Genomic DNA, 12,835 nt, shown 5'->3' on the forward strand with positions numbered 1-12,835 from the left:
GTTGCGCCCCACCGGGCTGCGGCACCATGGCGGGTATGACCGTCGTGGACACCCCCGGCACCCTCCCGCCCGCCCCCGTCCCGCCCACCCCGCGCGACCGGCGCCGCACCGAGCTGGCCGAGTACCTGCGCGCCTGCCGCGCCCGGGTCTCCCCCGAGGACGTCGGTCTGCCGCCCGGCCTGCGCCGCCGCACCCCCGGGCTGCGCCGCGAGGAGGTCGCCCAGCTCGCCGGCGTCGGGGTGACCTGGTACACGTGGTTGGAACAGGGGCGTCCGATCAACGCCAGCGCGCAGGTGCTGACGGCGGTGGCCCGGGTGCTGCTGCTGGACGCGACCGGGCGCGAGCACCTGTTCCGGCTGGCCGGGGTGGCGGTCCGCCCGTCGGCGCACCCGGACCCGCCGGTACTGGACCCGTCGACCCAGGTGATCCTGGACGCGCTCGCGCCGCTGCCGGCCGCCGTCTCCAACAGCCGGTTCGACGTCCTGGCCTGGAACTCCGCCTACGAGGCGCTGTTCGCCACGAGCCGGCCCCGCACGGGCGACGGCTGGTTCAACAGCCTCTGGTGCACGGTCACCAGCCCGGAGTGCTGCAATCCCTTCCTGAACCGGGCCGAGCAGCTGCCGCAGATGGTCGCGGTGCTGCGCGGCGCGTACGGCAAGCACGTCGGGGAGCCGCGCTGGGAGGAGTACGTGCGGTCGCTGCTGCGGGCGAGCGCCGAGTTCCGGGAGCTGTGGGCCAGGCAGGAGGTGTCGACGCGGCGGACGGCGCTGAAGGTGTTCCGGCACCCGCAGGCGGGGGTGATGCGGCTGAACGCGACGTACCTGACGATTCCGGGGGTGCCGGAGGCGTACGTGGCGGTCTACACGCCGGAGGGGCCCGAGGACCGTGACCGGGTCGAGCGGCTGTCGACGCTGCCCCCGGGCGGCTGGACCGCCCCGTGCGGCCACCGGTTCACCGGGCCCGTCGGCTGAACCGCCCCGCCGGCCGAACCGGCCCCGCCCTCCGCACCGGCCCCGCTCTCCGGACCGGCCCCGCCCGTCGCACCGTTCCCACCGGCCGGTCCGCCCCCGGGAACGACCGAAGGCCGCCACCCGGGGGTGACGGCCTTCCGTTCGTCTGTGGAGCTACGGGGAATTGAACCCCGGACCTCTTGCATGCCATGCAAGCGCTCTACCAACTGAGCTACAGCCCCGCTACACACAAAGTCTCCTGAGGGAACACTCCGGGTGCGGAGTGGAGCTACGGGGAATTGAACCCCGGACCTCTTGCATGCCATGCAAGCGCTCTACCAACTGAGCTACAGCCCCTCGTCGTCTGGATCTCCCGCTTCCCTTCCGGGCCGCGTTCCCTCCGTGCGAACGAGGAAAACTCTAACCGGTCGGACCCGGAACTGCGAAATCCGCCCTTCCCGGCCCCGCCCCGCACCCGCTCCGCGCCCTCGACCGGGCACACCTCGGCGGACATCGCCCGGACACCGTCCCGACCATGCCCGGGCACCACCCGGACACCGTCCGGACGGTGTCCGGACCGCTCAGGTGTCGTCGCCGATGACCGGCTGCGGCAGGGTGCCGGCGTTGTGCTCCAGCAGCCGCCAGCCCCGCGTGCCGAGGCCCAGCACGGACCAGCAGCAGTTCGAGAGCCCGCCGAAGCACTCCCACAGCTCCGGCTCCAGGCCGAGCATCCGCCCCAGCACGGTGCGGATGGTGCCGCCGTGGCTGACCACCACCAGGGTGCCGTTCTCGGGCAGCTTGCCGACCGCGTCGAGCACCACCGGCACCGCGCGGTCCGCGACCTCGGTCGCGAGCTCGCCGCCGCCGCGCCGGACGGGTTCGCCCTGCGCCCAGGCCGCGAACTCCTCCGGGTAGCGCTCGCGGATCTCCGCGTTGGTCAGCCCCTGCCAGGACCCGGCGTAGGTCTCGCGCAGGCCCTCGTGGTGCTGGACGTCCAGGCCGGTCACCTCGGCCAGCTCGTCCGCGGTACGGCGGGCCCGCGAGAGGTCGGAGGAGACCAGCAGGTCGGGACGCAGGCCGGAGAGCAGCCGGGCGGCGCGCCGCGCCTGCAGCACGCCCTCCTCGGTCAGCTCGATGTCCGTGGTGCCCTGGAAGCGCGATTCGAGGTTCCAGGAGGTCTGGCCGTGTCGCCAGAAGACGATGCGCGGACCTCGCGCCTCCCGGCTCAGCTGTAGTCCTCGGCGCCGAAGTCGTCTGCCGGGGCCTGCTCGGCCGGGGCCAGGGCGTTGCCGGCCGCGTCGGCGTGGGCGTCCGGGCGGTTGCGGGAGGCGATGGCGTCCTCCGGCAGCGGCAGCTCGGGGCAGTCCTTCCAGAGGCGGTCCAGCGAGTAGAAGGAGCGCTCCTCGGAGTGCTGGACGTGCACGACGATGTCGAGGTAGTCGAGCAGGACCCAGCGGCCCTCGCGCTCGCCCTCGCGGCGCACCGGCTTGATGTCCAGCTTCTCGCGCAGCTGGTCCTCGATCTCCTCGGCGATGGAACGGACCTGGCGGTCGTTGCTCGCGGAGGCGATCAGGAAGGCGTCGGTGATCGACAGCACCTCGCTGACGTCGAACGCGACGATGTTGTGGGCCAGCTTGTCGGCCGCCGCCTGGGCGGCGACGTTGATGAGTTCCTGGCTGTGCTCAGTGGCGGTCACGATGTACTTCCGGCTCGGCTGCTTGGGGTCGCCCGGCGCACGGGGCGCGGGGATCGCCTTCCAGGATCTCACGCCGCCCCGGCGGTCCCGGAACCGTTTTCCGGGACCGCCGGGCCGCGGGCCGGCGGGGCACCGCCCGCGCGGGCGCGCGGGGCGCCCCGCGGACGGCGCGACCGGGCGGACCCCTACGGCGCCTTCGGCGGCGCGTAGTCCTTGCCGAGCACCACGACCAGGTCGGCGTTCTGGGCGTCGGTGACCTTCTTCACCGCCGTCTCCGGCAGGTTGAGGCTGGTCGCCAGGGACTTCGCCGCGGCCTGCCGGGCGTCGTCGGTGTAGCGGATCTCACTGGCGGCCTGCGGCGCGGCCTTGGCCCCGCCGGGGACGAAGGTGAGGCCCGCGTTGACCACCTGGACCTGGGCGGCGGGCGCCGCCAGGTCGTTTCCGGAGGCGTCCTGGACGGAGACCCGGGCCGGCGCGTCGGCGCTGGTCGCGGACTTCACGGTGCCGCCGAGCACGTCCTTGACCTGCTTGCCGGCGGTGGCCTCGTCCAGCGAGCCGTCCGGCTTGACGGTCAGCGTGGCGGTGCCGAACTTCCCGTCCTTCGACTGCTGGGCGAGCTGGACCAGCACTCCGGCGAGCGCGTCCTCGGGCAGGGAGGGGTCGAGCACCGCGTTCATCCGGTGCACGTCGTCCTTGGCGTCCTTGAACACGACCGGCATCGTGCGCACCACCGCGTCCATCACCTGGCCGAAGCGGGCGAGTTGGGCGTCGCGGCTCTCCCCGGTGTTCTGGAGGGTGGCGTAGCCGACCGCGGCCTTTCCGCCGAGCAGGGTGTTCTTCCCGGCGGCGGCGAGCACCTTGCCGTCGGGCCGGCCGCCCTCGTGGACCTCGGCGTCGGTGTCCACCCGGACGCCGCCGAGCTGGGTGACCAGCAGTTCCAGGTAGGGGGTGTCGAGCCGCCAGGTGCCGGCGACGGGGGCGCCGAGCACGGTGGTCAGGCCGTCCCGGGTGCCGGAGGCGCCGAGGGAGTCCATGGCCTGGCCGACGGTGGTGACCGGCGGGTCGCCGGGGCCGGGCAGCCGCAGGGTGTCCGGCAGGAGCAGCACGGTGCCCTTCTTGCCGGCGTTGTCGTTGACCAGCAGCGCGCTGGAGACCTTGCCCTGGAGGTCGCGCAGGTGGACGACGTTGACCTGGCGCGGACCGGCGGCGGCGGTGGCGGAGTCGCCCTTGTCGCGGGTGAACCAGAGGTAGCCGCCGGCGCCGGCACCGGCGACCGCGGCCACGGCGACGAGGCCGATCAGCCGGTTGCGGAGCTTCCGGCGGCGCTCGGCGCGCACCTCGCTGCGGGACTCGGCGAACTTGAGCCAGTCGATGACGTCCTCGGACTCCGCCTCCTCCTCGTCGACGAAGGTGAACTCGCCGGTGGCGTAGTTGTCCTCGGAGCCGGCGGCGGTCCTGGTCCGGGTCGCGCGGGAGCCGCCGACCTGCTCGGACGGCGGTTCGGGGCGGGCGGGGGCGGCCGGCGCGGCGGCGGGACGCGGCACCCGGGCCCGCGGGGCGACCGGGGCGGCGGGCGCGGCCGGCTCCGGCTCGACGACGGCCGGCATCGGAGCGGTCGCGTACGCCTGCGCCGGGGACTGCGGCTGCGCGGGCTCCTGCGGCTGGTAGCCCTGCTGCTGGTACTGGTCCTGGTAGCCGTAGCCGCCCTGCTGCTGGTACCCCTGGGCCGGCTGCTGCCCGTACGGACCGGGCTGCTGCTCGTAACCCTGCTGGTAGCCCTGCTGCTGGTACTGGTCCTGGTAGCCGTACTGGCCCTGCCCGTAGGGCGCGGAGGGCACCGGCTGCCCGTACTGGTCGTACTGCTGGTGCTGCCCGGGCTGCTCGTACCGGCCCGACGGGTCGTGCTGCCCCGTCGACTCGTACTGCCCCGCTGGCTCGTAGATCCCCGGCTGCTGCTCGTACTGGTCGTACTGCTGCTGCTCGTAGCCCTGCTGCTGGTAGGGCTGGTACTGCCCGGTCGACCAGTCGTCCGGCTGCCCGGGCTGCTGCCCCTGCGGTCCCCTGCGTTCGCTCATCCGTCGGCCCCTCCGGGATCAGGTCCGGTGCGGCGCGTAGAGCGCCCGCTTGTCGATGTAGCGGACCACGCCGTCCGGGACGAGGTACCAGACCGGCTCGCCCTTGGCGACGCGGTCGCGGCAGTCCGTGGAGGAGATGGCCAGCGCCGGGACCTCCACCAGGGAGACCCCGCCCACCGGGAGCCCGGCGTCCGTCAGCGTGTGTCCCGGCCGGGTGCAGCCGATGAAGTGGGCGAGCGAGAAGAGCTCCTCGGAGTCGCGCCAGGAGAGGATCTGGGCGAGCGCGTCGGCGCCGGTGATGAAGAAGAGGTCGGCGTCCGGGTGCAGCGCCCGCAGGTCGCGCAGGGTGTCGACGGTGTAGGTCGGTCCCTCGCGGTCGATGTCGATCCGGCTGACCGAGAACTGCGGGTTCTCCGCGGTGGCGATGACCGTCATCAGGTAGCGGTCCTCGGCCGGCGTGACCTCACGGTCGCTCTTCTGCCAGGGCTGCCCGGTCGGGACGAAGATCACCTCGTCCAGGTGGAACGCGCTGGCGACCTCACTGGCCGCGACCAGGTGCCCGTGGTGGATCGGGTCGAAGGTGCCGCCCATGACGCCGAGACGACGCTTCGCCGGCGCCGGTACACCGGGACTCCCGGTCTGCTCTCCCATGGCGCCACACCTTACGCGACGCCCGTTACGGTGCGGGAACGGCCGGGTGCCGGGCGTCCCGGGGGCGGTTCCGCACCCCGGGCCGCCGTCGGCCGGGCCACCGCGTCCGGGTCAGCGGTCCCGGTTGAAGCGGGTGGTCACGAAGAGCAGCAGCAGAAGGACGAAGAACGCGGCGCCACCCGTCAGGTACGGGTTGAGGCTGTCGTGGTTGCCCCCCTCGCTCTCGTTGGCGAGAAGGTTCAGGACAGGGAGTGCGGCGGCAGTGCTCATGGTCGGCGGGACCTTCTCGGCTCGGATGACGGACAGGGGTGTCGTTCGGGCCGGTGAGGGCCCACCCGTCATCGTACGGGGGGTTACAGGGCAACCGCTCGGCGGCCCACCACGTCTGAACCGCCGTGAGCCCTCGGCCGGGGACGCTCCGCCGCAGGAGCCGGTCAGCTGTTGCGGCCGGCCCGCAGCAGGATCCAGGCGAGCAGGCCGACGCCGACGAAGGAGGCGATCAGGATGATCCGCAGGAAGAGCCCGGGACCGTTCTCCCCGGAGATCGGGGTGGCCAGGCTGACAAGGGCGGCGGTGGACATCGGCGGGCTCCTCGGACTGCTCGGTGCCGAGGCCGGAGGTGGCCCGGCTTTCCCCGGGCATTCAGGGTAAACCGCCCTCACACCGGGGCCGCCCACCGCCCCCGGCGCGGCTCCGACCGGGCTCCGGACGAGCTCCGGACGGGCTCCGGACGACACGTAGGGTGGCCGCGGGGACGAGTACGCAACCACGGACGTTGCACAGACAGTCGTTACAGGCGAAGGACCAGCGGGGGCCGGCCGGATGCCGGGGCCGCCGTCGACAGGAGGTACTCACACCATGACCGACCCGATCGCGAAGACCCCGAGCCGGCGCCGTCAGCGCTTCCCGGAGATCTCCACCCGGGCCTGGGAACACCCGGCCGACCGTTCCGCGCTCGTCGCGCTGCGCAAGCTCACCGGCTTCGACGACGTGCTGAAGAAGCTCGCCGGCCTGGTCTCCGAGCGCTCGATCCGGCTGATGTTCCTGGCCACCGCCGTGAAGACCTCCGAGCGGCAGTTCCCCGAGCTGCACGGCATGGTGCGCGACGCCGCCTACGTGCTCGACCTCGACAAGGTGCCGGACCTCTACGTCAGCCAGGACCCGGCGGTCAACGCGTTCTGCATCGGCATCGACACGCCGGTGATCGTGGTCACCAGCGGCCTGGTCGAGCTGCTGGACGAGGAGGAGCTCCGCTCGGTGATCGGCCACGAGGTCGGTCACGCGATGTCCGGCCACGCGGTCTACCGGACGATGCTGATGATCCTCACCAACATCGCCGCCCGGATCGCCTGGGTGCCGCTCGGCAATCTGGCGATCATGGCGATCGTCACCGCGCTCAAGGAGTGGTTCCGCAAGGCCGAGCTCTCCAGCGACCGAGCCGGCCTGCTCGCCGGGCAGGACCTCCAGGCCTCGATGCGGGCGCTGATGAAGCTGGCCGGCGGCCACAACCTGGCCGAGATGAACGTGGACGCCTTCCTGGAGCAGGCCGAGGAGTACGAGAAGGCCGGCGACCTGCGCGACGGCGTGCTCAAGCTGCTGCAGGTGCTGCCGCAGAGCCACCCGTTCGCGGTGGTCCGGGTCGCCCAGCTGAAGAAGTGGGCCGAGAGCGAGGACTACCGCTCCATCCTGGCCGGCGCCTACCCGCGCCGCACCGACGACCCGAACACCTCGGTGGGCGACCAGTGGCGGGCGGCGGCCGACCACTACACGACCTCGGTGAAGGAGAGCAAGGACCCGCTGATGGGCCTGATCCGCGATGTCGCGGGCGGCGCGGCGACCGTCGGCGGCAAGCTCCGCGACACCTTCGCCGGGGCCCGCGCCGGCGGCAACGGCTCCACCAACGGCTCCACCAACGGAAGCGGCAGCGGCGACGGCGGCAACGACGGCGCGTCCGGGACGAACTGAGCCCGGCCCCGCCCCCGCGGCGGCCCCGGCGGCCCCCGGTCACCCCGACCGGGGGCCGCCGGGGGTTCCGGCCCCGCCCGCCGACCGCCCGACCGCCGCCGTCCGTCCAACCGCCCGTCCGACCGCCCGACCGTCCGTCCGTCCGCCCGTCCGGCGAGGAGCCGGGACGCTCAGCCGCCCGCCAGCACCCCGCACACCTGCCAGGCCGGCCGGGCGTGGTTGCCCGGGTCCACCGCCGCCGGCCCACTGGGCGGAGCGGCGGGATCCGTCCCGGCCAGCACCGGCTGCACCACCCCGGCCAGCGAGCCGTCGCACGGCGCCGGCCCGGCCTGCAGCACCGAGTCGACCAACCGCAGCTGCGCCGCCGCCAGGTCGATCCGGTCGAACTCGAAGGTCAGCTGCCGCCGCACGGTCTCCAGGGTGACCGGCGCCCCGGCGGGCGCCCCGGCGGCCTTCAGCGCGTAGACGAAGGTGTGGTCGGTGGTGATCCGCAGGGTGCCGCTGTCCGCCTCGTCGATCCGCATCGCCCCGGCCACCTTCACGGTGTCGGCGGCCAGCGCGACCTGCGCCGGGTCGAAGCGGACCAGCCAGCCGGTCAGCGCGTGGTGCCGGTCGTCGGTCGGCTGGAGCACGCTCGCGTCGAACTGGGCCTGCTCACCGGGCGTGACGAAGGCCCGCACCTCCGCGGTCGCCCCCTGCACCAGCACGGCGGGCGACAGCGAGGAGGCCACCAGGTAGCGCTGCACGGTGTCGAGGGCCTTGGTCACCTCGACCCGGGAGAAGTGGCCGCTGGCCGCCCCGGCGGGCGTCCCCAGCCCGACCGCGCCGTCGCTGTAGCCCGGCGGCAGGGAGACGAACGGGTTCGCCGGGTCGGCCACCGGACGGACCGACGAGGGCGGGGTCAGCGCCACCAGGCTCACGGTCAGCTGGCTGCCCTGGGGCCGGGCGGTGGGCCGGGTCGGCGAGGTGACACCGAAGTACACGGCGGCGCCGAACGCCAGCAGGATCACCAGCAGCAGGGCCAGCGCCTGCCGGGGCACGCTGCCCAGCGGCCCCAGCCGGACCTTGGGCCGAGTGGCGCGGGCGAAGGAGCCGGAGAGCCGCTCGCGCGCGGACAGCTCCTGGATCCGGGCAGCCCGGACGAACGATTCGTCGAACACGACGGACCGGTACTCGTCCTCGTTCCCCGAACCACCGTCGGGCGCACCCTCCGGAGGCTCGCGCGGGTCACCCATGACACCAGGGTAAGGCGCGTCCCCGCTCCGCCACGAGGGTCCTGCGACAGATCACCGGAAGCTCTCCGTGACCGGTGGCAGCCGCCCCGGGGCGCGCCGGACCGGCCCGCCCGCCGGGCAGCGGCTCAGCCCGCCGGGCCGGTGACCACCAGCGACGGCTCGGCCGGCGGCGGCGCCGGGTCGACCCCGGCACTGCTGCTGCCGGACCCGGGCCGCTGGGGGGAGCCGCCGGCCCCGCCCACGCCCTGGTAGATCGCCGCGACGGCCACCGCGACCAGGCTCACGCCCATGATCACGGCGAGCACCCAGGCCACCGGCCGGTGCCAGCGCTGCTGGGCGACGTACCGGCCGCGGCCGGCGCCGATCGGGTCGAATCCGCCCGGGCGCCAGCGCCGCGAGCGCCGTCCGCCGGTCCGGCCGGGGCCGGACCACGGATCGGGATAGAGGCGGTCGTCGTCGAGCCGGCTCGGGTACGGGCGCAGCTCCAGTGGCAGTCCGTCCGGGGCCGGGGGTTCGAAGCCCCAGCCCGGTCCGGCCGCGTCCGGCTCGAGACGGGCCTCGGCGGCGGCGAGCTGCCGCTCCTTGGCCGTCGGCTCGTGCACGGCGGCGGACCGGACGAACGCCTCGTCGAAGACCACGGTGGCGAACTCGTCGTCCGCACCACCGTGGTCGGCACCGTCGGGGTACGGCAAGCCCCCCACATCGTCAGCCACGGATTCAGCGTATTACCGGGCGGGCGATTTGTCTGGGGCTCGGGCCAGTTGGTCCGTCGCCCGTGTGACGGCGGGGCCGCCGGGCCCCGGGCGGGGCGGGTTCAGCCGGCGTCGGCGGCGCCGCCCACGGTCTGCGTCGCCTCGCCCCGGACATGGCCGTCACCAGTGACGATGTACTTGGTGCTGGTCAGTTCGGGCAGGCCCATCGGGCCCCGGGCGTGCAGCTTCTGGGTGGAGATGCCGATCTCGGCGCCGAAGCCGAACTCACCGCCGTCGGTGAACCGGGTCGAGGCGTTGACGGCGACCGTGGTCGAGTCGACGAGCTTGGTGAAGCGGCGGGCGGCGGTCTGCGAACCGGTGACGATGGCCTCGGTGTGGCCGGAGGTCCAGCGGCGGATGTGCGCGACGGCGGCGTCCAGCGAGGGCACGACGGCGGCCGCGATGTCGTACGACAGGTACTCGGTCTCCCAGTCCTCGTCGGTGGCGGGCAGCACGGTGGCGCCGGTGCCCTCCGCGGCTTTGAGCACCGCCTCGTCGCCGTGCACGGTGACCCCGGCCCCGGCGAGCGCGGCGAGCGCGAGCGGCAGGAAGGCGTCGGCGATGTCCTGGTGGACGAGCAGGGTCTCGGCCGAGTTGCAGACGCTGACCCGCTGGGCCTTGGAGTTGAGCAGGATGCCGACGGCCATCGCGAGGTCGGCCTCGGCGTCCACGTAGACGTGGCAGTTGCCGGTGCCGGTCTCGATGACGGGGACGGTGGAGCCCTCGACGACGGTGCGGATCAGCGAGGCGCCGCCGCGCGGGATGAGCACGTCGACCAGGCCGCGGGCGCGCATCAGCTCCTGGACGGAGTCCCGGCTCTCGCCGGGGACGAGCTGGATCGCGTCGGCCGGCAGCCCGGCCCCGGCGACGGCGTCGCGCAGCACGGCGACCAGGGCGGTGTTGGAGCGGTAGGCGGAGGCCGAGCCGCGCAGCAGCACGGCGTTGCCGGACTTCAGGCAGAGCGCGGCGGCGTCGGCGGTGACGTTGGGGCGGGCCTCGTAGATGATGCCGACCACGCCGAGCGGCACCCGGACCTGACGGACGTCCAGGCCGTTGGGCAGGGTGTAGCCGCGGACGACCTCGCCGACCGGGTCGGGCAGGCCGGCCACGTCGCGGACGTCGGAGGCGATGGCGGCGATCCGCTCCTCGGTGAGGGTGAGCCGGTCGACCACCGACTCGGGGGTGCCGGCCGCGCGGGCCCGGTCGACGTCCTCGGCGTTGGCGGCGGTGATCTCGGCGGTGCGGGCGACCAGGGCGTCGGCGATCGCCCGCAGCGCGGCGTCCTTCGCGGCGCGCGGCACTGGGGCGAGCGCCGCGGCGGCCTCCCTGGCTCGGCGCGCTACGGCGAGGACGGGGCTGTCGGCGGAGGCGGGGTCGCTGCTCATGCGCCCAGGGTAGTGGAGGCCGTCGCCGCTCCCCCGCCCCATTTCGCCGGGTGAGACGCCGTTCCCGGCGCCTGCCCCGGCGCCGTCCGGCCGTCGGCGGGGTCAGTAGGGGTGGACGCCGCCCAGCTGCGGGGGCGGGCCGGCGAAGCCCTCGGCGACGCGCTTGTGGTACGTCGCCCGGTCGACCACCTCCAGGCCGACGATCTCCCACGGCGGCAGCTTGGCCGTCGCCTTGTGCTCGCCCCAGAGCCGCAGCGCGATCGCCGCCGCGTCGTGCAGGTCCCGGGCCTGCTCCCAGTAGCGGATCTCGGCGTGGTCGGCGGCGTAGCGGGCGGTCAGGAAGAACGAGTGGTCGTGGGCCAGCCGCTCCAGCCCGGCCCGCAGCTCGGTCAGCGGGGTGACCGGCCCGGCCACGCTGAGCACCACGTGCCAGAGCCGGGCCTGGTCGGGCGCGGCGGGCGGTTCGGCCGAGGTGTGCCGCTCCGTGGGGAGCCGGCGCACCGTGCCGGGACCCTCCGGCGGACCGGCCGGTCCGCCGGGGCCCTCGTCCCCGCCGCCGTCGATGCTGGTCAGCCGTCGGCCCGCGGTTCCTCCGGTCAGCGCTGCCTCGCGCCTGCGTTCCACCGGCGGCCTCCTGTTCGGCGATGTCGTGTCGTCGTGCCCGCCGGCCCCGGCCGACGCGGATCCGACCGCGCCCCTCCTCGCCCGTGGCCGGGCGTGCTCCCCGCACGGAGCCGCCCCTGTTCCCGGCGGTCCGACGGCGGGTCAGCCGCGCAGGACGACCAGGTCGTCGCGGTGGACGACCTCCCGCTCGTAGGCGGCGCCGAACTCCTGGGCCAGGTCCCGGGTGGACCGGCCGAGCAGGCGGGGCAACTCCCTCGCATCAAAGTTGACCAGTCCGCGCGCCACGATGTGGCCGTTTTCGGCAAGAAGGTCCACCGGATCGCCCGCGGCGAACTCGCCGTCGACCTTGGTGACCCCGGCGGGCAGCAGCGAGGCGCCGCCGGAGACCACGGCCTCGACGGCCCCGGCGTCCAGGTGCAGGGTGCCGCGCGGGCTGCTGGCGTGGGCGAGCCAGAGCATCCGGTCGGAGGAGCGGCTGCCGGTGCGCAGGAACAGGGTGCCGGTGGGGCGGCCGGCGAGCGCGTCGGCGGCGTGGCTGGCGGCGGTGAGGACGACCGGGATGCCGGCGCCGGTGGCGATCCGGGCGGCCTCGACCTTGGTGACCATGCCGCCGGTGCCGACGCCCGCCTTGCCGGCGCTGCCGATCTCGACGCCGTCGAGGTCGTGCGGGCCGGCGACCCGGGCGATCCGGCTGCTGCCGGGGCGGCTGGGGTCGCCGTCGTAGAGGCCGTCGACGTCGGAGAGCAGCACGAGCAGGTCGGCGCGGACGAGGTGGGCGACGAGCGCGGCCAGCCGGTCGTTGTCGCCGAACTTGATTTCGGCGGTGGCGACGGTGTCGTTCTCGTTGACGACCGGCATCGCGCCCATCGCCAGCAGCTGGTCCAGGGTGCGGTAGGCGTTGCGGTAGTGGGCGCGCCGGCTGGCGTCCTCGGCGGTGAGCAGGACCTGGCCGACGCGCAGCCCGTAGCGGGCGAAGGAGGCGGTGTAGCGGGCGATCAGCAGGCCCTGGCCGACGCTGGCGGCGGCCTGCTGGCGGGCGAGGTCCTTGGGTCGCCGCTCCAGGCCGAGCGGGGCGAGGCCGGCGGCGATGGCGCCGGAGGAGACGAGCACCACCTCGGGGGCGTCCGGGCGGGTGCGGACCTTGGCGAGCGCGTCGACGAGGGCGTCCACCCGGTCGGCGTCGATGCCGCCGGCGGCGGTGGTGAGTGAGGAGGAGCCGACCTTGACGACGATGCGCCGGGCGGTCAGCACCTCCGCCCGCAGTTCGTCCTCGCTCATCTCGGGTCTCGCCCTTCCGGTGTGGTGCGCTGGCGGCGGGCCCGGCCCGGCCGTATCCCCCGCAATCTACGCGATCGGGCCGCCCGGCCCGCACCGCGTTCCAGCCGCCGGACGGCGCCCGGACGGCCCGCGGGGCGGTCCGGCCGGACCGCCCGGACCGTCAACGCGCGAGCCCCCGCCGCCCGTTGACGGGGCGGCGGGGGCTCGCGAGGCTCGCGGCGGGG

At 74.6% G+C, this 12,835-nt stretch carries 13 protein-coding genes and 2 tRNA genes; 2 read left to right on the forward strand and 13 right to left on the reverse strand.

Annotated elements, in window-relative coordinates; translation table 11 throughout:
• The first annotated feature begins 35 nt into the window (after positions 1 to 35).
• Positions 36 to 971, forward strand: coding sequence for a helix-turn-helix transcriptional regulator (locus ACW14Y_RS15170; RefSeq protein WP_380307531.1), 936 nt, complete (start codon positions 36 to 38; stop codon positions 969 to 971).
• 148 nt (positions 972 to 1,119) lie between these two features.
• Here the strand turns inward: ACW14Y_RS15170 and ACW14Y_RS15175 are convergent.
• From ACW14Y_RS15175 to ACW14Y_RS15210, 8 genes are all read right to left on the reverse strand, one after another.
• A tRNA-Ala gene (locus ACW14Y_RS15175) sits at positions 1,120 to 1,192 on the reverse strand.
• A 42-nt stretch (positions 1,193 to 1,234) separates the two neighbouring features.
• A tRNA-Ala gene (locus ACW14Y_RS15180) sits at positions 1,235 to 1,307 on the reverse strand.
• Between the two features lie 224 nt (positions 1,308 to 1,531).
• Positions 1,532 to 2,179, reverse strand: a complete 648-nt coding sequence (locus tag ACW14Y_RS15185) for a histidine phosphatase family protein (protein ID WP_340634855.1) — start codon at positions 2,177 to 2,179, stop codon at positions 1,532 to 1,534.
• Positions 2,176 to 2,646: a ribosome silencing factor gene (rsfS, locus tag ACW14Y_RS15190; RefSeq protein WP_266269375.1), complete on the reverse strand. Its 471-nt coding sequence runs from the start codon at positions 2,644 to 2,646 to the stop codon at positions 2,176 to 2,178. The genes ACW14Y_RS15185 and rsfS overlap by 4 nt, the downstream gene beginning before the upstream one ends.
• A 185-nt stretch (positions 2,647 to 2,831) precedes the next feature.
• On the reverse strand, positions 2,832 to 4,721 hold the full coding sequence (locus ACW14Y_RS15195; RefSeq protein WP_456987162.1) for an LCP family protein: 1,890 nt from the start codon (positions 4,719 to 4,721) through the stop codon (positions 2,832 to 2,834).
• An 18-nt stretch (positions 4,722 to 4,739) separates the two neighbouring features.
• Positions 4,740 to 5,372: a nicotinate-nucleotide adenylyltransferase gene (nadD, locus tag ACW14Y_RS15200; protein WP_093862077.1), complete on the reverse strand. Its 633-nt coding sequence runs from the start codon at positions 5,370 to 5,372 to the stop codon at positions 4,740 to 4,742.
• 111 nt (positions 5,373 to 5,483) lie between these two features.
• Positions 5,484 to 5,642 (reverse strand): hypothetical protein, encoded by a 159-nt coding sequence (locus tag ACW14Y_RS15205; protein ID WP_167349791.1) that lies wholly within the window; start codon positions 5,640 to 5,642, stop codon positions 5,484 to 5,486.
• Between the two features lie 164 nt (positions 5,643 to 5,806).
• The gene (locus ACW14Y_RS15210; protein ID WP_380307525.1) at positions 5,807 to 5,953 is read right to left on the reverse strand and encodes a hypothetical protein; all 147 of its coding nucleotides are present in this window, start codon (positions 5,951 to 5,953) and stop codon (positions 5,807 to 5,809) included.
• A gap of 277 nt (positions 5,954 to 6,230) precedes the next feature.
• Between ACW14Y_RS15210 and ACW14Y_RS15215 the strand changes: the two genes are divergently transcribed.
• Positions 6,231 to 7,337, forward strand: a complete 1,107-nt coding sequence (locus ACW14Y_RS15215) for a M48 family metallopeptidase (RefSeq protein ID WP_456987165.1) — start codon at positions 6,231 to 6,233, stop codon at positions 7,335 to 7,337.
• A 170-nt stretch (positions 7,338 to 7,507) separates the two neighbouring features.
• On the opposite strand, the gene ACW14Y_RS15220 is transcribed toward ACW14Y_RS15215, so the two are convergent.
• The 5 genes from ACW14Y_RS15220 to proB form a co-directional block, all read right to left on the reverse strand.
• Positions 7,508 to 8,572: an SCO2583 family membrane protein gene (locus ACW14Y_RS15220; protein WP_380307521.1), complete on the reverse strand. Its 1,065-nt coding sequence runs from the start codon at positions 8,570 to 8,572 to the stop codon at positions 7,508 to 7,510.
• Between the two features lie 125 nt (positions 8,573 to 8,697).
• Positions 8,698 to 9,285, reverse strand: a complete 588-nt coding sequence (locus ACW14Y_RS15225) for an SCO2584 family spore wall biosynthesis protein (RefSeq protein ID WP_380307519.1) — start codon at positions 9,283 to 9,285, stop codon at positions 8,698 to 8,700.
• A 101-nt stretch (positions 9,286 to 9,386) separates the two neighbouring features.
• Positions 9,387 to 10,709, reverse strand: a complete 1,323-nt coding sequence (locus tag ACW14Y_RS15230; protein ID WP_380307517.1) for a glutamate-5-semialdehyde dehydrogenase — start codon at positions 10,707 to 10,709, stop codon at positions 9,387 to 9,389.
• Between the two features lie 102 nt (positions 10,710 to 10,811).
• Positions 10,812 to 11,333: a hypothetical protein gene (locus ACW14Y_RS15235; RefSeq protein ID WP_380307515.1), complete on the reverse strand. Its 522-nt coding sequence runs from the start codon at positions 11,331 to 11,333 to the stop codon at positions 10,812 to 10,814.
• A gap of 141 nt (positions 11,334 to 11,474) precedes the next feature.
• Positions 11,475 to 12,611, reverse strand: a complete 1,137-nt coding sequence (gene proB / locus ACW14Y_RS15240; RefSeq protein WP_266269386.1) for a glutamate 5-kinase — start codon at positions 12,609 to 12,611, stop codon at positions 11,475 to 11,477.
• Positions 12,612 to 12,835 lie beyond the last annotated feature (224 nt).

It is taken from the genome of Kitasatospora sp. cg17-2 (assembly GCF_054031055.1).